17 protein-coding genes are annotated in these 19,156 nt (G+C 60.2%); 2 read left to right on the forward strand and 15 right to left on the reverse strand.

The window, feature by feature from the left end; genetic code table 11:
- Nucleotides 1-34: 34 nt before the first annotated feature.
- From ccsB to O0879_RS25605, 3 genes are all read right to left on the reverse strand, one after another.
- A complete protein-coding gene (ccsB, locus tag O0879_RS25595) occupies nucleotides 35-1,186 on the reverse strand; it encodes a c-type cytochrome biogenesis protein CcsB (protein ID WP_034753239.1) in 1,152 nt (383 codons plus the stop codon).
- A 49-nt stretch (nucleotides 1,187-1,235) separates the two neighbouring features.
- The gene (locus O0879_RS25600) at nucleotides 1,236-3,332 is read right to left on the reverse strand and encodes a cytochrome c biogenesis protein ResB (protein WP_289899523.1); all 2,097 of its coding nucleotides are present in this window, start codon (nucleotides 3,330-3,332) and stop codon (nucleotides 1,236-1,238) included.
- Nucleotides 3,333-3,516: 184 nt separating this feature from the next.
- Nucleotides 3,517-4,188: a c-type cytochrome gene (locus O0879_RS25605; RefSeq protein WP_077398855.1), complete on the reverse strand. Its 672-nt coding sequence runs from the start codon at nucleotides 4,186-4,188 to the stop codon at nucleotides 3,517-3,519.
- Between the two features lie 186 nt (nucleotides 4,189-4,374).
- On the opposite strand from O0879_RS25605, the gene yihA reads away from it, so the two are divergent.
- Nucleotides 4,375-5,112, forward strand: a complete 738-nt coding sequence (gene yihA / locus O0879_RS25610; RefSeq protein ID WP_077398853.1) for a ribosome biogenesis GTP-binding protein YihA/YsxC — start codon at nucleotides 4,375-4,377, stop codon at nucleotides 5,110-5,112.
- Between the two features lie 79 nt (nucleotides 5,113-5,191).
- Here the strand turns inward: yihA and O0879_RS25615 are convergent, their stop codons facing one another.
- From O0879_RS25615 to O0879_RS25635, 5 genes are all read right to left on the reverse strand, one after another.
- Nucleotides 5,192-6,091 (reverse strand): hypothetical protein, encoded by a 900-nt coding sequence (locus O0879_RS25615; RefSeq protein ID WP_289919461.1) that lies wholly within the window; start codon nucleotides 6,089-6,091, stop codon nucleotides 5,192-5,194.
- Nucleotides 6,092-6,362: 271 nt separating this feature from the next.
- Nucleotides 6,363-9,473 (reverse strand): efflux RND transporter permease subunit, encoded by a 3,111-nt coding sequence (locus tag O0879_RS25620; RefSeq protein ID WP_251349391.1) that lies wholly within the window; start codon nucleotides 9,471-9,473, stop codon nucleotides 6,363-6,365.
- On the reverse strand, nucleotides 9,470-10,642 hold the full coding sequence (locus O0879_RS25625) for an efflux RND transporter periplasmic adaptor subunit (protein ID WP_251349392.1): 1,173 nt from the start codon (nucleotides 10,640-10,642) through the stop codon (nucleotides 9,470-9,472). The genes O0879_RS25620 and O0879_RS25625 overlap by 4 nt, the downstream gene beginning before the upstream one ends.
- Before the next feature lie 88 nt (nucleotides 10,643-10,730).
- Complete coding sequence (locus O0879_RS25630) at nucleotides 10,731-12,089, reverse strand: ATP-binding protein (RefSeq protein WP_099665736.1); 1,359 nt, start codon at nucleotides 12,087-12,089, stop codon at nucleotides 10,731-10,733.
- A complete protein-coding gene (locus O0879_RS25635; protein ID WP_034753223.1) occupies nucleotides 12,086-12,814 on the reverse strand; it encodes a response regulator in 729 nt (242 codons plus the stop codon). The genes O0879_RS25630 and O0879_RS25635 overlap by 4 nt, the downstream gene beginning before the upstream one ends.
- Before the next feature lie 186 nt (nucleotides 12,815-13,000).
- Between O0879_RS25635 and O0879_RS25640 the strand changes: the two genes are divergently transcribed.
- The gene (locus tag O0879_RS25640; RefSeq protein ID WP_289919464.1) at nucleotides 13,001-13,534 is read left to right on the forward strand and encodes a Spy/CpxP family protein refolding chaperone; all 534 of its coding nucleotides are present in this window, start codon (nucleotides 13,001-13,003) and stop codon (nucleotides 13,532-13,534) included.
- Nucleotides 13,535-13,605: 71 nt separating this feature from the next.
- Here O0879_RS25640 and dsbD read toward each other — a convergent pair whose 3' ends face one another.
- The 7 genes from dsbD to rpmJ form a co-directional block, all read right to left on the reverse strand.
- Nucleotides 13,606-15,480 carry a protein-disulfide reductase DsbD gene (gene dsbD, locus O0879_RS25645; RefSeq protein WP_289919515.1) on the reverse strand — a complete coding sequence of 625 codons (1,875 nt, stop codon included), beginning with the start codon at nucleotides 15,478-15,480 and terminating at the stop codon, nucleotides 13,606-13,608.
- Nucleotides 15,481-15,728: 248 nt separating this feature from the next.
- Entirely contained in the window at nucleotides 15,729-16,121 is a 393-nt protein-coding gene (gene rplQ, locus O0879_RS25650) for a 50S ribosomal protein L17 (protein ID WP_034753219.1), read from the reverse strand.
- A gap of 133 nt (nucleotides 16,122-16,254) precedes the next feature.
- Complete coding sequence (gene rpoA / locus O0879_RS25655; RefSeq protein WP_008444343.1) at nucleotides 16,255-17,232, reverse strand: DNA-directed RNA polymerase subunit alpha; 978 nt, start codon at nucleotides 17,230-17,232, stop codon at nucleotides 16,255-16,257.
- 106 nt (nucleotides 17,233-17,338) lie between these two features.
- Complete coding sequence (gene rpsD / locus O0879_RS25660; protein ID WP_010394478.1) at nucleotides 17,339-17,962, reverse strand: 30S ribosomal protein S4; 624 nt, start codon at nucleotides 17,960-17,962, stop codon at nucleotides 17,339-17,341.
- 258 nt (nucleotides 17,963-18,220) lie between these two features.
- Entirely contained in the window at nucleotides 18,221-18,625 is a 405-nt protein-coding gene (rpsK, locus tag O0879_RS25665; RefSeq protein ID WP_010394475.1) for a 30S ribosomal protein S11, read from the reverse strand.
- A gap of 17 nt (nucleotides 18,626-18,642) precedes the next feature.
- Nucleotides 18,643-19,008: a 30S ribosomal protein S13 gene (rpsM, locus tag O0879_RS25670; RefSeq protein WP_046681666.1), complete on the reverse strand. Its 366-nt coding sequence runs from the start codon at nucleotides 19,006-19,008 to the stop codon at nucleotides 18,643-18,645.
- A gap of 14 nt (nucleotides 19,009-19,022) precedes the next feature.
- On the reverse strand, nucleotides 19,023-19,136 hold the full coding sequence (gene rpmJ, locus O0879_RS25675) for a 50S ribosomal protein L36 (protein ID WP_010394471.1): 114 nt from the start codon (nucleotides 19,134-19,136) through the stop codon (nucleotides 19,023-19,025).
- Between the last annotated feature and the right edge of the window lie 20 nt (nucleotides 19,137-19,156).

A 19,156-nucleotide genomic window follows, 5' to 3' on the forward strand; every position in this document is an offset into this window, starting at 1 on the left:
GCCGTTCATGACGCTTCTGTCATGCAAAAAACAATTAAAGCTTGCCGTAAGAATGCAAACCAGAAAGGAACATATTCACGCCCAGGAAGGCAAACGTCGTCACCAGCAAGCCCACCAGCGCCCACCACGAGGCGACGCGGCCGCGCAAGCCTGTCATCAGGCGCATGTGCAGCCAGGCTGCATAGTTGAGCCAGACGATCAGCGCCCACGTTTCTTTCGGGTCCCACGACCAGTAGCCGCCCCATGCTTCGGCCGCCCACAGGGCGCCCAGGATGGTCGCTACCGTGAAGAAAGCGAAGCCCACGGAAATGGCCTTGTACATGACGTCGTCGAGCACTTCCAGCGACGGCAGGCGGTCGACCAGGTAGCCGCTCGATTTGAGCAGGTAAGCCGCCGCCACCATGGCCGACAGGGCGAAGGTGCCGTAGCCGATGAAGTTGGCCGGTACGTGGATCTTCATCCACCAGCTTTGCAGGGCCGGCACCAGCGGCTGGATTTCGGCCGCGTCGCGCGTGACCGTGTACCACATCAGGAACACGACGGCCGCCGAAATGACCAGCATGACGAAGGCGCCCAGCTGGCGCGTCGCGTAATGCTGCTCGTAATACAGGTAGAACATGGCCGTGATCAAGGAAAACAGGATGAACACTTCATACAGGTTCGACACGGGAATATGGCCCACGTCGGCGCCGATCAGGTAAGACTCGTACCAGCGCACCAGCATGCCCGTCAGGCCCAGCACCACGCCGGCCCAGCACAGCAGGGAACCGACGGACGAGCCGAATTCCGAACGCGCCACCAGGCCGATCCAGTAGAACAGGGTCGACAGCACGAACAGGGTGCCCATCCACAGGATGGCGGACTGGCTCGACAAGATGTATTTCAGGAAGAATTTCTGATTCGCCATCTCCAGGTGGCCCGCGTACAGCTCGATGGCGAACAGCGACAGCACGGCTGCCACGGGGATCAGCCAGCGCACGGGCTTCCAGTACCAGCCCAGCCACGCGAACGTGGGCGCCGCGGCCAGCAAGATGGCTTTTTCATAGATATCCATGAAGGCGCCAAAGCGCATCAGACCGAACAGGGAGGCTGCCAGCAAGCCGGCGCCGTACAGCCAATCGATCAGGCTCAGGCGCTTGAAGAATCCCGGTTCCTGCGTATATATTTGCTTGTTTGCCAATTCCATCATTTTCTCCATTCCCGGCGACGCGCAAGCGTCCCGGACACAGCGCAGCTTACGCCGATTGCGGCAGCTTTGCCTTCAAGTTCTCAAATTCTTTTTCAAAATCCAGGGTCTTGCGTTGCGTGCTCATGGCCATCAAGGCCTCGCTGCCTCCCTCGCCATCCTTGATCCACACCCACAGGCGACGCTCGCGGATATAAAACATGGAAAATACGCCGATCACGAGGAACAAGCAACCGAGGTAGACGACGCTCTTGCCCGGCGAACGCGTCACTTGCAGCACGGACGCCTTGATTTCCGTAAAGTCGTCGAGTTGCAGATACACGGGCGCGCCATAGAAGAAGCTGTCGGACAGCGCATTCGTGGCCAGCTGCAGGAAGCGGCCGTGCTTGTCATCGGCCTCGATGGCCTTCAAGCCATCCTGGGCGCGCGCCGCCTGCCACAAGTCCCACAGGCTGCCATTCAGGATCTTCATGAAGATATCGGCCGCTTTTTCTTGCTCAGCGGCAGGAATTTTCTCCAGGAAACGCGAAATGGCGAGGAAACCGCCCTCTTGCCCATTGCCGGCAAAGATGCCCAGGCTTTTCGCCGCCGATTCCTGCAACTGGCTGCGCAAGGCTTCCGCGCCCGCCTGCGGCATGGCGCGCGCCGCATAGCGCGTGGCGGCTTGCTGGCGCAGCGCGGGATCTTGCAGCGCGGCACGCAAGCGCATCCATTCGTTCACGCTGTAATTGTCATCGGCGGGAATGCGCAGATAGCTGAACGGATCGCTGGGGTTGACGCGCATGCCTGCCAGAAACACCGTCGTGCCATCCACGGCGACCGGCTGCATGTAGTTCTGGTATTCGCGCGCCTGGCCCGTCTTGTCGCGCAATTTGTATTGCACCGAGGGGCCCACGTTCTTGAGATCCTTGTTGTTCGCGTTCTTCGCGGCCGAACCGAGGCGCTTGTCCAGGCCGACGGCGAATTTATCGTTAAAACTTTCCGCCTTGTTGACGGCGCGCACATCCTGGCCAGCGCTGAGGTTTTCCACGTTGAAGGGACGGAAACCCGACCATTCCACCGTGTAGGAATTGCCATCGCTGCGCTCGAGCGGCGTGCTGCCGCCCACTTCGCCGCCGATATCGAAGCGTTTCGTCGTCTTGCCCGTCATCGGATAACCCGTCAACTTGAGCTTGCTGCCACCATCCTCAAAGCTGGACTGGTACAGGGCCAGGCCCTTGTACAGCAGCGGCTGGTTGACTTTGATGGTTGCTGGGAAACTTTCCCCCGTCGCATGGTCGGTGACGACCACGTCGCTGGCAAACAGCTTCGGCATGCCCGTGCTGTAAAAATCGATGTGGAATTTCTTCAACAAGATCGTGATGGGCAAATCCTGGATCAGCACGCCATCGGCCTGGGGAATGATGGCCGTGTTGCTCGACGAGCCTTCCGGGATCATGGTATTGCCGCGGAAAGTGGGGTTCGACAGGCTCAGGCGGTGCTGGGCGGGAATGTCGGCGATCACGCCGCTGCCGGCAAACGGCGTCTTGCCAAAGAACCATTGCTGTACGCGGATCGGCATTTCCGAGTCGAGCAAGCCGCCCACGCAGATGATGACGATGGCGCCGTGGGCAAAGATATAGCCCCATTTATTGGCGGCGCCCCGCTTGGCGGCCACCAGGGTGGCGTTGTCCTTCTCGACCACCTTGGCCCCGTAGCCGGCGTCTTTCAGGCGCATCACCATCTGCTGCGCCAGCACGGCGCGCGGCAGCGGCGCCTGCCATTCCAGCTTGTGGTGGAAATTGCGCAGGGATTGCTCGCGCACATTGTCGCGCCAGCTGCGCATGTCCTTGAGCATCTTCGGCGCATTGCGCACGATGCACAGCGAGGTCGAGGCGACGAGGAAACCCATGATCACGAGGAACCACCAGGCCGAATACACGGAATACAGGCTCAGCTTGTCGAAGACGGTGAACCAGAACGGCCCGAACTGGTTGACATAATTGGGCATGGGCTCGTTTTGCTTGAGCACGGTGCCGATGATGGAGGCGACGGCGATCAGGGTCAGCAGGCTGATGGCAAAGCGCATCGACGAGACCAGCTCGACGAATTCAGCCAGGCTGCGGCGTTGGGTCTTTAACTCGATTCCGGTCGTGCCTGTGCTCATACGTGGATACTCATACGGGATATGCAATCTTCAAGAAAATGTGGCATGGAGCTGATAGTTTCTCCGCGCAAGGCGGCAGCATACTCCTGTTTGGCCCCTGCCATAAAAAAGGGCAGCCTGTTGAGACGGCCGCCCTGGTTCATGCGCGCTGGTGCGCCTGGCAATCTCTTGCCACGATGAAAACTTACTTCAGGCCCGCGATGTAATCGGCAACGGCGGCGATCTCGTCATCCGACATGCGGGCGGCGATGGTGTGCATTTGCGCGCTGTTCTTGCGGGCATCAGCCTTGGTGCTGCGGAACATGGTCAGCTGGGCCACCGTGTAATCCTGGTGCTGGCCGGCGATGCGCGGGTACTGGACGGGAATGCCATTGCCCGTCGCGCCATGACAGCTGGCGCAGGCGGCAACTTGCTTGGAAGCAATGCCACCACGGTAGATTTTCTTGCCCAGGTCGATCGTATCCTTGTTTTTCGCGGCGCCCGGTTTGGACAGCTGCGCGCCCAGGTAGGCGGCGATATTCTTCTTGTCGGCGTCGCTGAGCATCTTCGCGTACGTCGTCATGACGGGCTGGCTGCGTTCCGGCGTGGTGAAGTCGACCAATTGCTTGTAGATATAGCTTTCGTGCTGACCGGCCAGTTTCGGATTGACCGTGATGGTCGAATTGCCGGCCGCGCCATGGCAGGAGACGCAGGCAGGCAAGCCGCGCGCCGCATCGCCATCGGCGTACAGGGTGGCGCCCTTGGCGGCGTCGGCCTTGACGGCCGGTTTCGCTGCTTCGACCGCGGAGGCAGTTGCCGATACAGCCAGCAATGCGAGCAGCATGGATTTGATAAACGGTGAAAACGCACGATTCATTCAGGCACCCTGAGACAGTGAGAAATTAGTGGTGGACATTGCCGCGCCCTGTGGATTTTTGCTTTATTTTCAGGGCCGCAAGCCGCATCGCTGCTACGCCGGCAACAATAAACAACCCCTTATTGTACAATAGCTTCTTGGCGTTATCGCTCCCTTATCGCTCCCTTTTGTTGCTTTACTACTCCCATGTCAAAACTCTGGCAAGCCCGCTTCTTTACGACCGTCAACCAATTGCGTGACCTGCCCGATACCACGGTGCCGGAAATCGCCTTTGCCGGCCGCTCCAATGCCGGTAAATCGACCGCCATCAACATCTTGTGTAATCAGAAAGGCTTGGCGTTCGCCTCCAAGACACCTGGCCGTACCCAGCACATCAACTACTTCTCCATCGGCGGCGCCCACGTGGCGCAGCACCGCAAGGATGCCACCATCGTCGAAGAGATCGAATGCCTGCTGGTCGACTTGCCGGGCTACGGCTACGCGGAAGTATCGGGCTCGGCCAAATTGCACTGGCAGCGCCTGCTGGGCGACTATGTGCAGCGCCGCGAGCAATTGGCGGGTTTGATCCTGATCATGGATTCGCGCCGCCCGTTCACCGACCTGGACATTCAAATGCTGGAATGGTTCGCCCCGACGGGCAAGCCGATCCACTGCATCCTGACCAAGGTCGATAAGCTGAACCGTAATGAATCCGTGAATGCCTTGCGCCAGGCGAAAGCCAAGCTCGACAGCTATGTGGATGAAGACGGCGTCGGCTTCCCGTTCACCGTGCAACTGTTCTCGGCCCTGAAAAGAGTCGGCATCGACGAAGCCAACGACAAGATCATGGAACTGGCCGGCATCAGCGAAGACGGCGCGGCCCAGATGGTCGAATTGATCGACATGGAAGACGACGTCGAGCCGGAATCGGACAAACCGGCTTGATCGAGATCAACGCTGCGTAAAAAAAGGCTGCCCGTTCACACGGTGCAGCCTTTTTTATTGCCGTCAGTTTGACGGGCGCCTAGCGCCGTCCCGGCCCTGGCCGCTTCTCGGAAAAGAATTCCTGGCGCAGGAAAGCCATCAGCTCGGCCGTGTCTTCCACGCGGGCGCTGAGGTTGACGTTACGCCCCAGACGGCGCGATTCCCACACGAAGTCGCCCGGTTTTTCGGCACGGATCAGCTGGATCATCTTCTTCAGGATGGCCGTTTCGATATCGGGCTCATTGCCCAGCTCCACTTTTTCCTGCTTCAGCCAGTTGCGCTTGAAGTTGCCGTTCCAACCCTTGAACTTGACTTCCGCGCTGAACGAGGTCTGGTTGACGATGGAAAACACGCCGCCCGAATCCTCGCGGTCGCTGCCGGAATTGCGTCCCTGGGCGCCGGCGATATTCGCCTTGGCCACGCGCATGGCGCGGTCGTTTTCGCTTTCCTCGGCCGGCGGCGCGGGATTTTGCGCCTGACGCTGCTTGCGGCGCTGCTCGATCATCGAACTCATGTCTTCAGCGGGCGGCGGCGGCAACGGCACTTTCGACACCAGCGGCGGCGTGAAGGTTTCCAGTTTCGGCTTGTCACGCGGCACGTCTTTCGTGACCACGCGCTTGCTCGGCGCCGGTGGCGGTTTGACCTTGGCCACTTTCGTGTCCTTCGGTTTCGGCGTGGGTTTCGGTTGCGGCTTCGGTTGCGGCTTCGGTTGCGGCTTGTCTTTCAGCGGCGCAATGTAGACCATCGCGCTTTCCTTCTTCGGCGGCGGGATTTTTTCGATCTTGTCGCTACGCAACAAGACATACGCCGCCAGCAGCACGTGCAGCAAGACGGACACGCCGAGCGCCACCTTGCGCATGGTGCTGGTCCTGGACCCGTAGGCCGGTGGTGGCTGGATGACTTGCCCGCAGGTGGGGCAAACATCGGAATCGGCAGCCATCAAATGGGTCGTGTCATGCAAAATGAATCGTGCTTTCTGTGTAGCGACAAAAGTAATCTTACAGGGCAGCCATAGTGCCAGAGTCCCTTGCTTTTGGGAACACTTCCTCGGCATTTCCAACCCGAAGCGTACAGGATAGCGACTTTCCTTGCAGCGGTATCAGCGTACCCTAGCCGTCCCTTGACGGTTGTTACCGTATGTATCACGGCCCATACAAAACCGGCGCCGCATTCACTCAGGAACGGGGCGCCGGTGCTGGCCGTATGGCGGATCAGGCCTTGTTGTCGAGCGCCACCAATTGCTCGTCCGTCAACGGTCCCGTGCCGCTGTACTTGTCCAGGAACAGATAGATCACGGGAGTGATGAACAGGGTAATCACTTGCGAAAAGAGCAAGCCGCCGACCACGGCCAGGCCCAGCGGCTGGCGCAGCTCGGCGCCGGCGCCCAGGCCCAGGGCGATCGGCAAGGCGCCCATCAAGGCCGCCGCCGACGTCATCATGATGGGGCGGAAACGCAGGATGCAAGCCTGGCGGATGGCCTCCGCCGGCGCCAGACCGTCGTTGCGCTGCGCATGCAGGGCGAAGTCGATCATCATGATGGCGTTTTTCTTGACGATGCCGATCAGCATCAAAATGCCGATGATGGCGATCATGGTCAGGTCCATGCCGAACAGGCGCAAGGTCAATAGCGCCCCCACGGCTGCCGATGGCAAGCCGGCCAGGATGGTCAGCGGGTGGATATAGCTCTCATACAACACGCCGAGCAGCACGTAGATCACGGCCAGCGCGGCAATGATGAGGATGATCTGGCTGGACTGCGAGCTCTGGAACACGGCCGCGTCGCCGCCGTAGCGCGTGATGATGGAGGCCGGCAAGCTCATGTCCTTGGCCATCGCGTCGATCTTGCCCGTGGCGATGCCCAGCGGCACGTCCGGCGCCAGGTTGAAGGCGATGGTAACAGCCTGCAACTGCCCCTGGTGATTCACGGACGTGGGCCCGATCGTGCGTTCCACGTAGGCAATACTCGACAGTTTCACCAGTTCGCCCGTCTTGCTGCGCACGGACACGCGCGTGAGCGCATCGTCGTACTGGCGGTCTGCCGTGGCCGCCTCCAGGATCACGTAATAGCTGGCTGCCGACGAGTAGATGGTCGACACTTGCCGCTCGCCAAAGGCGCTGTACAGGGCCGTGCGGATGTCGGACATTTGCACGCCCAGCAAATTGGCCTTGTCGCGGTCGATCCTGAGCGACGCCTGCAAGCCCTTGATCTGGGAATCGCTGGTGACGTCGCGGAAGGCCGGATCCGTGCGCATTCCGGCAATAAACTTTTCCGCCCAATCATTCAAGGCGTCGGGACTGACGCTTTGCAAGGTGTACTGGTAGCGGCTCTTGCTCTGGCGTCCGCCCAGCTGCAAGTTTTGCACGGGCCGGAAATACACGGCCATGCCGGGCACGGTACTCGTCGCGCGGCGCAGGTTTTCCAGCACCACGGGCATTTTCGGCCGCTCGTTGCGCGGTTTCAAGACCATGAACATGCGTCCCGTATTGCCGCCGCCGACGAACGAGGTCACATCCTGCACGCTGGGGTCCGCCTTGAGCACGGCCGCCACGCGGGCTTGCAAATCCTGCAGTGCCGCCGAGGAAATGTCTTCCGACGCTTCCGTATTGACCTGGATCTGGCCCAGGTCTTCTTCCGGGAAGAAACCTTTCGGTATCGTGGCGTACAACAGCACCGTCAGCGCAAAGGTACACACGGCAATGAACAGCACCACGTTGCGGTGCGCCAGGGCCTTGTCGAGCAGGTGCACGTAACCGTTGCGCAACTTCGTGAAACCCGCTTCGAAATGGCGGCCGATGAAGGTTTTTTCGCCATGGCTGGGGTCGCTGTCATTGTGCTCGCGCGAATCGGCCGGCAGGAAGCGGCTGGCCAGCATCGGCACCAGGGTCAGCGAGACGATGGCGGACACCAGCACGGCCAGCGAGACGACAACGGCGAACTCATGGAACAACAAGCCGATCACGCCCGGCATGAAGAAGATGGGGATGAACACGGCCACCAGCGAGACGGAAATCGAGATGATGGTAAAGCCCATCTCTTTCGCCCCTTCCAGGGCCGCGCGTATCGGTTTCTTGCCCATCTCGATATGGCGCACGATGTTTTCCAGCACCACGATGGCATCGTCGACAACCAAGCCGACGGCCAGGGTAATGCCCAGCAGCGAGACGTTGTCGAGGCTGTAGCCGAGCCAGTACAGCAGAGCCAGGGCGCCCAGCAGGGAAATCGGCATGGTGACGGCAGGAATGAAGGTGGCGGCCGCGCGGTGCAGGAACAGGAAAATCACCAGCACCACCAGCACCACCGTCAGGGCCAAGGTCAAATTGACGTCGTGGATAGCTTCGCGTATCGACAGCGAACGGTCGTTAACCAGGCTGATCTGTATCGATTGCGGCAATTGTTCCTTGAACCCAGGCAACAAACGGCGCACGCCATCGACCACTTGCACCGTGTTGGCATCCGGTTGGCGCTGCACCATCAGGCTGATCGAGCGCTCGCCGTTGAAACTGCCGACGGCCTTGATCGATTGAAAGCTGTCTTCCACCTCGGCCACGTCTTTCAGGCGCACGGGCTGGCCATTGCGGCTGGCGACGATCAATTCGGCAAAATCAGCCGCTTTCATCATTTGCGGATTGCCCTGGATGGTCAGGGTCTGGCTCGGGCCGTCAAGGATGCCCAGCGGGGAATTCGTGTTCGACGTGCGCAAGGCGGTGGCCAGCTCGTCCATCGTCAGGTTGCGCGCATTCATCAGGTCGGCACGGGCGCGCACGCGCACGGCAAAGCGCTTCTGGCCATTCACGATCACCTGGGCCACGCCAGGCAGGGTCGACAGGCTTGGGGCGATCAGGTTTTCCGCATAATCATTGAGATCCGACAAGTTCAGCGATGGCGACGTCATCTGGATGAACAGCACCGGCGCATCGGCAGGATTGACCTTGCGGTAGGATGGCAAGTCAGTCATTTCCGTCGGCAACTGGCGCTGCGCGCGCAGCAGGGCCGCCTGCACGTCGACGGCCGCCTCGTTGACATTGATGCTGGCGTCAAATTCCAGGGTCAGCGAGGTATTGCCCAGCGTGCTCGTGGACGTGATCAGGCTGAGGCCGGAAATGGTGGAAAATTGTTTTTCCAATGGCAAGGCCACCGACGAGGCCATGGTTTCCGGGCTGGCGCCGGCCAGGTCGGCGCTGACGTTGATGACGGGCGTGTTGTAGCTCGGCAAGGCCGCTACGGGAATTTGCAGGTAGGCCAGCACGCCGGCCAGGATGATGGAGAGGGACAGCAGCACCACCATGACGGGGCGGCGGATGCTCAGTTCGGACAGGTTCATGCTGGCTTGCCCTGCGGTGCGGCGGCGCCATCGGCGGCCTTGTGTTTTTCCGCCAGGCGCACCTTGCTGCCTGGACGCAAGTTCTGCTTGCCATCGACGATGACTTTTTCATCGCCTGCCAGGCCGGTGACGACGGCGCTCGGCCCGAATGCGTACACGCGGGTAATCTTGCGCATCTTGGCCGTGCTGTCCGCCTCCATCGAGTACACAAAGGTGCCGGAAGTACTCGTGATGATGGCGTTTTGCGGGATCACCAGCGCATCCTTGAGGGTGCGCACGGTCAGCTGCGTATTCACGTACTGGCCTGGCCACAAATCGGTGCCGCCATTATTGAAACGCGCCTTGATCCGGATCACGCCGGTGGCGGAATCGACGGCATTGTCGATAAAGTTCAGTTTGCCGTCGAGCTGCTTGCCGCCCGCATCGGACAACAGCGCCGTGACAGGCACCTCACCCGCTTTTTGCGCCGCCAGCAAGCCCGACAGGCTGCTTTCCGGCAAGGTGAACGACACGTCGATCGGGTCGAGCTGGGTGATGCTGGTGAGCGACGTGGTCGGCTGCACCAGGCTGCCCGCATAGACATTGATGGCCCCTACCCTGCCCGCCTGCGGCGCGCGCAGGACGGTGTAGCTGGAGTCGACCTGGGCGGCGCGCAAGGCGGCCTGGTCGGCGGCCAGCAAGGCGCGTGCCGCGTCGAGCTGGCTTTGCAGGGTATCGACGGCGCCCTGGGCAATAAAGTTCTTGCTCAGCAAATCCTGGCTGCGCTTGAGCTGGCGCTCGAGGTCCTGCACCGAGGCGCGGTCGCGCAAGACCTGCGCCTGCGCCTTGTCGACATTCGCGTGTTCGCTGCGCGCATCGAGAGTGAACATCAGCTCGCCCTGCTTGACGAACTGGCCTTCGCGGATATGCACCTTGGTAATCGTGCTGGTCGTCTGCGGGTGCAAGTCGACGCTGCTGATCGGCATCACGCTGCCATTGGCTTGCAGCACCATCGGCACATCCTGGCGCACCGGAACGACCACGCTCACCGTCGTCGGCGCCTGTCCGCCCTTGCCCCCTTTGCCATCCTGCCCACCGCTCGCCGCGCCGGGCTGATGATTGAAATACCAGATGCCGCCGCCGATACACAGGGCCGCACCCACGAGGATTGCCAGACTAGTCTTTTTCATTGTTCTGTCACGCTGTCGCAGCGCAGGGCTGCAGGTTGAAGGTAGTTGCCAGGGGGGCATAAAGCACAATATTGTCGCACGGAAATGCTCACTTTCCTGCGTAATACTCAGGCACGATCAGGGTGACTTCCAGTCCACCGTCGACATGATTGAGCAGTGAAACCGTGGCGCCATGCTGTTCGGCGATATTGCGCGCGATGGTCAGGCCCAGGCCCGTGCCGCCCGATTCGCGCGAACGCGAAGTCTCGATGCGGTAAAACGGTTCGAACACTTTAGCCAATTGATCTGGCGCAATGCCTGGCCCCCCGTCGCGGATGCGGATGCGCGCGGCACCCGGGATGCGCTCGACGGCAACCTGCGCGTACAGGCCATATTTGACGGCATTGTCGATCAAGTTCACCAGGCAGCGCCGCATGGCGATCGGGCGCGCCATCAAGGCCATGCCTGCCTGCCCGTTGAGGGTGACTTTCTGGCCGGCATCAGCCGCGTCGGAACAGACGCTATCCAACAGGGAATCGAGATCCAGCGCCTGCATCGCTTCCGTGCTATCCATCGAGCGGGCCAGGTCCAGCCCTTCCTTGACCATGCTCTGCATGGCTGACAGGTCGCCCACGAGGCGATCATACAATTCCGTATCGGCCACTTTTTCCAGGCGCAAACGCAAGCGCGTCAGCGGCGTCTGCAAGTCGTGCGTGATGGCTGCCAGCATCTGTGTCCGCTGGGAAATATGCTGGCGAATGCGCGCCTGCATGGCATTGAAGGCGGCGCTGGCCTGGCGGATCTCGCTGGCGCCCGACAGGGTCAGCGGCGGATGGTTGATATCGTTGCCCAGGTCTTTCGCCGCCTGCGCCAGCTGCTTGAGCGGGCGCATGGTCATGCGCGTGACCAGGTAGGCGAGGATGGCGATGCTGATCAGGAAAGGCAGCAAGGTCATCCAGTCGTTGTGTTCGTTGAACGGCGGCTGCTGGCGCGGCGGCAAGACCATCAGGCGCAGCACGTGGCCATCCTGCATGCGCACGTCGAGGTTTTCGCACGTGCCGCCCCATGGCTTGGCGGCAAACATGCCCGGCGTCTGGCGCGGTTTGACGCAGGCGGCCGGGCGTTCGGCCAGCGCGCTGACCTTGAAACCTTCGCCCAGCTTGGCTTGCAGCGCGGTGGAAAACTCCGTCGGCGCGCCGGGCGTATGTTCCGTTTCGGGACGCAGTTCCAGGCGCACGCTGCCCTTGTTGGCCACTTTCAGGTAGGCGGCGCGCGAGGCCAGCGGCACCACGTCGGCCGCCATTACCAGCTGCTCGGCCCGCTCGACGGCGTGGTAGTCGCGGTATTGCTCGATGGCGCGCTGGCGTTCGCCCACGGCCAGCCACTGCGTCAGCGCGGCCGACGCGACGATGCCGATCAGCAGGAACATGAAGACGCGGCCCGTCATCGACCCCAGGAAGGCCTTCACGCGTGCGGCTCCACATTGACCTGGCCGGCCAGCACGTAGCCGCCGTTGCGCACGGTCTTGATGATTTGCGGCAAGCGGGCATCTTCACCGAGCTTTTGCCGCAGGCGGCTGATCTGGATATCGATCGAGCGGTCGAACGGGTCGGCGTCGCGCCCCTGCGTCAGGTTCAGCAGCTGGTCGCGGTTGAGCACGCGGTTCGGGTGTTCCAGGAACACGCGCAGCAAGCGGAACTCCGCGCCCGACAGCATGATCACCAGGCCGCTGGGATTGAGCAGGTGGCGCGCCGTCAAGTCCAGGGTCCAGCCGGAAAAACGGATTTGCTGCGCCTTGTCCGATGGCACGTTCGACGGCATGGCATGGCTGCGGCGCAGCACGCTGCGTATGCGCGCCAGCAATTCACGCGGTTCGAACGGTTTCGGCAAGTAATCGTCGGCGCCCATTTCCAGGCCCAGGATGCGGTCCAGCGGTTCATTGCGCGCCGTCAACATGATCACCGGCACAGTCGATTGGGCGCGCAGCTTGCGGCACAGGGTCAGGCCATCGTCGCCGGGCAGATTCAAGTCCAGCACGATCAAGTCGGGCCGCGTTTCGTCGAGGATTTTCCACATGGCAGTGCCATCTGCCGCGCCCAGGGTGCGGTAGGCGTTCGTTTCCAGGTAGTCCGCCAGCAAGCTGCGGATATCGCGGTCATCGTCGACGATGAGAATTGTAGAAGTGGGTTCCATGGTACGAATTATCCCCACTTCCCCCGGCCTTGCACAGCGCATTTGTATCGTCTTGTATATAGGAGACCCGAAGAAACATATAGATACAAACTGTCTGGCAGCGGACACTTCGGGGAAACATGGCGCGTCCAACATGGATTCATGTGCAGCAGCATGTACATCCCTCACTTTTACAAAGGAATCCAGATGAACGCCTCAATGACAACCTTGCGCAAGAATTTGATCATCACCATGAGCGTACTCGGCATGGGTGCGGCATCGCTGACCGTCCACGCCCAGGAAGCGGCCGCCAGCGCGCCTGCCGCCAGCACCAAGATGCAACATGAAGGCCACCGCGGCGGCAACCCGGCCGAGCGCATGGCCAAGTACCAGGCCCGCCTGCACGACAAACTGAAGCTGACGGCCGCGCAGGAACCGGCCTGGGCCACTTTCACGGCCGCCAATGCGCCGAAAAAACCGATGGGCGACTGGAAAGCCAAGCGCGAAGCGATGGCCAAGCTGTCGGCGCCGGAACGCATGGAGCAATGGATCGCCATGTCGAAGGAGCGCATCGCGAACCAGGAAAGCCGCCTGGCCTCGCTGAAAACCTTTTATGCCGTGCTGACCCCGGAGCAAAAGAAGGTGTTTGACGACAGCGTGCCTGGCGGCAAGCACGGCGGCCACCGCGGTGGGCACCATGGCGGTCACGACGGCATGCAGCAGCATCCCAAAGCCGGCTAAGTTGTAGCGGGTGTAAACACAGAAAAAGCCTGCAATGCAGGCTTTTTCTTATTGGCGAGACAAGTGACCGCTTACTGCCCGTCGAGCTTGCGCAACGAGGTCAGGAAGGTGGCGGCGTTCTGGAAGCCGATCACACGCGACTGGGCGATTTCCTGCCCCTGCGGGTTGAACATGATGATGCCCGGCGGGCCGAACAGCTGAAAACGTTTCAGCATGGCCTTGTCGTCAGCATCATTGGCCGTCACGTCCACTTGCAGCAGCACGGCTTGCCCCATCTTCTCGCGCACGGCGGGATCGACGAAGGTCAGTTTTTCCATTTCGATGCAGGACACGCACCAGTCCGCATAAAAGTCCAGCAGGGCCGGCTTGCCGTTCAACTGCGCCAGCGCCGCATCGAGCTGCGCCACGGTCTTTACGCGCATAAACGGCTGCGCGTGCACTTGCCCACCGCCGAGGTGGGCCAGCGGCGCCAGCGGATCGCGGCCACCGCTGGCCACGCCCACCAGTTGCATCGCGCCCAGCACGGCAAACACGAGGCCGAATGCCTTGGCAATCCAGGCGTTCTTCGCGCCGCTCTTGCCCACCAGCAAATACATGCCGTAGCCGATGAACAGCACCGTCCAGCCCAGCATCTGCACGGCGCCCGGCAGCACGGGCGAGACCAGCCACCAGGCCACGCCCAGCTGCAGTACGCCAAAGAAGCGCTTGACGGCATCCATCCAGGCGCCGGCGCGGGGCAGCAAGGTGCCGGCCGACACGCCGACCAACAGCAGAGGTACGCTCATGCCCACCGCCATGGCAAACAAGGCGCTGCCGCCGATGACGACGTCGCGCGTCTGGCTGATGTACAGCAAGGCGCCGGCCAGCGGCGCGGCCACGCAGGGCCCCACGATCAGGGCGGAAATGGCGCCCATAACGAACACGCCCGCCAAGCGGCCCGACGATTGCTGGTTCGACACGGACGTCAGCTTGCCTTGCAGGAAAGCCGGCACTTGCAGCTCATACAAGCCGAACATCGACAGCGCCAGGCCCGCCATCAGCAGGGCAAAGAAGCCCAGCACCCACGGGTTTTGCAGCTGGGCCGCCAAGCCTTCGCCTGCCAGGCCGGCCGCCACGCCCAGCGCCGTGTAGACGATGGCCATGCCCAGCGCGTACGTCAGCGACAGCAGCAAGCCGCGCGAACGGCTGACCTTGGCGCCATCGCCGATGATGATCGACGACAAAATCGGCACCATCGGCAGCACGCACGGCGTAAATGCCAGGCCCAAGCCCAGCAGCATGAACAGGGGCACGATGACGAGCAGCTTGCCGCCCTTCAGGGCCGCTTCGATCTTGCCCATCTCGCTTTGCGCGGGCGCAGGGCTAGCCGCCACAGGCGCTGCCGCTACCGGCTCGGGCGTGCTGGTGATATCGGCCGGGGGAATGCTCATCACGGACACGCCAGGCGACGCCTGCGCCTGCGGGCCGTTGACGGCCGCCGTGTCGACTGCCGGCGCGACCGGCAAGGCGAATTTCGACGACAAGCCGCCCGGCGCCATGCTCTGGCCGCCGCCACCGCCCACCAGTTGGGCAGTGGCATCCTGCGGCGCATAGCACAGGCCCTTGTCCGAGCAGCCCTGGCCCGTCGCCTTCAGGGTGAACGCGCCACCCGCTTCCACGGGAATGGTGATGGTGAGGGTCTGGCGGAAGGTTTCCACGTTCTTCTGGAAAGTGTCGTCGAACTTGACCTTGCCCTTCGGATACACGGGCGTACCCAGCTTGGCGCCCACGGCTTCGAACTTGAAGCGCTCGTGGTACATATAGTAGCCATCTGCAATCACATACGTGACGGCGATGGTGGACGGATCCTGCATGCGCGCGGAAAATTTAAACGCCAGCTCGGGGTCGAGGAATTCATCGTCGGCGCGGGCATGATTGCTGCCAAAGACGGCCATGGCCAGCAGCATACAGGTGGCAAGCCAGATCAGCAGTTGATGTAGGGGAGCGGCGCGCGCGGTGGCGCTGGAAGGGAAACGGGACATGAACAACCTTTTTCTGCGGCATCAGCTGTGCCATTCGACAAGAGTCGCGCGGAGCGGGCAGCGCTTGTGCCGGGCCGGCGCGAAAGAAGAATAGTACACCGCAGCAAGGATAGCTGCAGCAGAAAACAAAAAAGCCAGGCTAGGCCTGGCTTTCTTAGATGCAATTACTGGGATTACTCGCCAGCAACTTCAACTGCTTCGGTCGTATCTGGACGATCCATCAGTTCAACGAACGCCATAGGAGCGTTATCGCCGACGCGGAAACCCATTTTCAGGATACGCACATAACCACCGTTACGGTTGGCGAAACGTGGGCCCAGTTCAGCGAACAGTTTGACGACCATTTCACGGTCGCGCAGGCGGTTGAAGGCCAGACGCTTGTTTGCCAGGGAGTCGGTTTTGCCCAGGGTCAGAATTGGCTCGACAACGCGGCGCAGTTCTTTTGCTTTTGGCAGGGTGGTTTTGATCGCTTCGTGACGCAGCAGCGATACTGTCATGTTGCGCAGCATTGCCAGACGGTGGGACGAGGTACGATTCAGTTTACGGAGGCCGTGACCGTGACGCATGATAAATCCTTTCGGTGAGTGTTTAAATTCCAGCTCTTCGATCAATGAGGCAGAAGCTTCATCGCGGGCCGGTTTGGTGCTACAAAATAAAAGCCTGGGACACCTGTCCCAGGCAGTTTGCTACAACTACGTATTACTTTTCCAGGCCGGCAGGCGGCCAGTTTTCCAGCTTCATGCCCAAGGTCAAGCCGCGCGATGCCAGCACTTCCTTGATTTCGTTCAGGGACTTGCGGCCCAGGTTTGGCGTTTTCAGCAGTTCGTTTTCCGAACGTTGGATCAGGTCGCCGATGTAGTAGATGTTTTCCGCTTTCAGGCAGTTCGCCGAACGCACGGTCAACTCCAGGTCGTCGACTGGACGCAACAGGATAGGATCGACCAGCGGAGCGCGCGATGGCGCTTCGGCGGCAGCTTCCGTGCCTTCCAGGGCAGCGAACACATTCAACTGGTCCACCAGAACGCGGGCCGACTGGCGGATCGCTTCTTCCGGCGAGATCACGCCGTTGGTTTCGATGTTGATGATCAACTTGTCAAGGTCGGTACGCTGTTCAACGCGGGCCGATTCAACGAAGTACGATACACGGCGCACTGGCGAGAACGACGCATCCAGGATGATGCGGCCGATGGTCTTGTTCGTGTCTTCCGACAGGCGACGCACGTTACCAGGAACGTAGCCGCGGCCTTTTTCAACCTTGATCTGCATGTCCAGCTTGCCACCAGCGGTCAGGTGGGCGATCACGTGGTCAGGGTTGATCAGTTCGACGTCATGCGGCAGGTCGATGTCGGAGGCCAGGATGGCGCCTTCGCCTTCTTTTTTCAGGGTCAGGGTTACCGAATCGCGGTTGTGGACTTTGAAAACCACACCCTTCAAGTTCAGCAACAGATCGACGACGTCTTCTTGCACGCCATCGAGGGAGGAATATTCGTGGACGACGCCAGCGATCGTCACTTCGGTCGGCGCGTAGCCTACCATCGACGACAGCAGAACGCGGCGCAACGCGTTACCCAATGTGTGGCCATAGCCGCGCTCGAACGGTTCCATCACGACCTTGGCGTGACCTGCACCGAGAGCTTCAACATCGATAATACGTGGCTTCAACAAACTGTTTTGCATGAAATGTCCTTTTCAATACCCTCGGCTCATTACACCGATAAGGCTGATGGCATTAGTAAAACGCCCACTCAAGAAAGTGAGTGGGCGGGAGTCTTGCTAACTACTATTAACGCGAGTACAGCTCGACGATCAGCGATTCGTTGACGTCGTTAGCGATTTCGTTACGCTCTGGCAGGGACTTGAAGGTACCTTCCATTTTCTTGGCATCAACCGAAACCCAGCTAGGCATACCAACTTGTTCAGCCAGCGACAGTGCTTCAACGATACGCACTTGCTTTTTCGATTTTTCACGAACAGCAACGATGTCGCCAACTTTGACTGCGTACGAAGCGATGTTCACAACGATACCGTTCACGGTGAACGCTTTGTGGCTGACCAATTGACGCGCTTCAGCGCGGGTCGAGCCAAAGCCCATGCGGTAGCAAACGTTGTCCAGACGCGTTTCCAGCAACTTCAACAGCGTTTCGCCGGTGTTGCCTTTACGACGGTCTGCTTCAGCGAAGTAGCGGCGGAATTGACGTTCCAGCACGCCGTACATGCGCTTGACTTTTTGCTTTTCGCGCAGTTGGTTACCGTAGTCCGAGGTGCGGGCGCCGGATTTGACACCGTGCTGGCCTGGCTTGACGTCCAGTTTGCACTTGCTGTCCAGCGAGCGACGTGCGCTCTTCAGGAACAGGTCTGTACCTTCACGGCGGGAAAGTTTTGCTTTAGGTCCGATATAACGTGCCACGATACTTCCTTTTTTTAAATGATAACGCCCCAGCCACATGCATGATCAAACACATTGATGCGGTTAGGCGCTAGTCTGATTTGGTTTCAATCAGACGGTGGCTGAAAACGAAAAACCCGTCAAACAGAATTTGACAGGCAAGAACAGCCGGGCAGTATAACCGTTTCCGGCTCCCTGCTCCAGCGTTTTCACACAACTGTACTGAGTTACAACAGACAGCAAAGCAGCTGGCGCCGAAGCGCCCTCTGCAACACTATCTTAGATACGACGACGTTTCGGTGGACGGCAACCGTTGTGCGGTACCGGCGTCACGTCCTGGATCTCGGTGATCTTGATGCCCAGGTTGTTCAGCGCGCGAACGGCGGACTCACGACCAGGACCTGGGCCCTTGATACGTACTTCCAGGTTCTTCACGCCACACTCAACAGCCACTTTACCAGCGGCTTCCGCGGCGACCTGCGCTGCGAATGGGGTCGATTTACGCGAACCCTTGAAGCCTGCACCGCCGGAGGTAGCCCACGACAAGGCATTGCCTTGACGATCGGTGATGGTAATGATGGTGTTATTGAACGAAGCGTGGACATGTGCGATGCCTTCAGCGACGTTCTTTTTAACTTTTTTACGCACGCGTGCTGATGCGGCGTTATTTTGCGACTTAGCCATAATTATTCCCTAGCGGATTATTTTTTCAGCGATTGAGCGGCTTTACGCGGTCCCTTGCGGGTACGTGCGTTCGTACGCGTACGCTGGCCACGGCAAGGCAGACCCTTACGATGACGCATGCCGCGGTAGCAACCCAGATCCATCAAACGCTTGATGTTCATGGACAGTTCACGACGCAGATCGCCTTCGACGATGAATTTACCTACTTCATCGCGCAGCTTTTCCAGTTCGCTGTCATCCAGATCTTTGATCTTTTTGTTGGTTGCTACACCGGTCGATGCACAGATTTTCTCTGCGCGTGGACGGCCCACACCGTAGATGGCCGTCAGGCCGATAACGGTATGCTGATGATTTGGGATATTAACCCCTGCAATACGTGCCATTTGTTATTCCTCGATTAACCTTGACGCTGCTTGTGACGTGGTTCCACGCAGATAACGCGGACTACGCCTTTGCGCTTGATGATCTTGCAGTTGCGGCAGATCCGCTTGACTGATGCGAGAACTTTCATTTTTGGGCTCTTTCTTTCGC

Origin of the sequence: Janthinobacterium sp. SUN120 (assembly GCF_030397735.1) — a bacterium.
In the GTDB taxonomy this organism is placed as follows: Bacteria; Pseudomonadota; Gammaproteobacteria; order Burkholderiales; family Burkholderiaceae_D; genus Janthinobacterium; species Janthinobacterium kumbetense.

Coding starts and splice junctions, on each gene's coding strand:
- ccsB (WP_034753239.1), bottom strand. CDS start 1,186: ATGGAATTGGCAAACAAGCAAATATATACGCAGGAACCGGGATTCTTC.
- O0879_RS25600 (WP_289899523.1), bottom strand. CDS start 3,332: ATGAGCACAGGCACGACCGGAATCGAGTTAAAGACCCAACGCCGCAGC.
- O0879_RS25605 (WP_077398855.1), bottom strand. CDS start 4,188: ATGAATCGTGCGTTTTCACCGTTTATCAAATCCATGCTGCTCGCATTG.
- yihA (WP_077398853.1), top strand. CDS start 4,375: ATGTCAAAACTCTGGCAAGCCCGCTTCTTTACGACCGTCAACCAATTG.
- O0879_RS25615 (WP_289919461.1), bottom strand. CDS start 6,091: ATGGCTGCCGATTCCGATGTTTGCCCCACCTGCGGGCAAGTCATCCAG.
- O0879_RS25620 (WP_251349391.1), bottom strand. CDS start 9,473: ATGAACCTGTCCGAACTGAGCATCCGCCGCCCCGTCATGGTGGTGCTG.
- O0879_RS25625 (WP_251349392.1), bottom strand. CDS start 10,642: ATGAAAAAGACTAGTCTGGCAATCCTCGTGGGTGCGGCCCTGTGTATC.
- O0879_RS25635 (WP_034753223.1), bottom strand. CDS start 12,814: ATGGAACCCACTTCTACAATTCTCATCGTCGACGATGACCGCGATATC.
- O0879_RS25640 (WP_289919464.1), top strand. CDS start 13,001: ATGAACGCCTCAATGACAACCTTGCGCAAGAATTTGATCATCACCATG.
- dsbD (WP_289919515.1), bottom strand. CDS start 15,480: ATGCTGCTGGCCATGGCCGTCTTTGGCAGCAATCATGCCCGCGCCGAC.
- rplQ (WP_034753219.1), bottom strand. CDS start 16,121: ATGCGTCACGGTCACGGCCTCCGTAAACTGAATCGTACCTCGTCCCAC.
- rpoA (WP_008444343.1), bottom strand. CDS start 17,232: ATGCAAAACAGTTTGTTGAAGCCACGTATTATCGATGTTGAAGCTCTC.
- rpsK (WP_010394475.1), bottom strand. CDS start 18,625: ATGGCTAAGTCGCAAAATAACGCCGCATCAGCACGCGTGCGTAAAAAA.
- rpsM (WP_046681666.1), bottom strand. CDS start 19,008: ATGGCACGTATTGCAGGGGTTAATATCCCAAATCATCAGCATACCGTT.
- rpmJ (WP_010394471.1), bottom strand. CDS start 19,136: ATGAAAGTTCTCGCATCAGTCAAGCGGATCTGCCGCAACTGCAAGATC.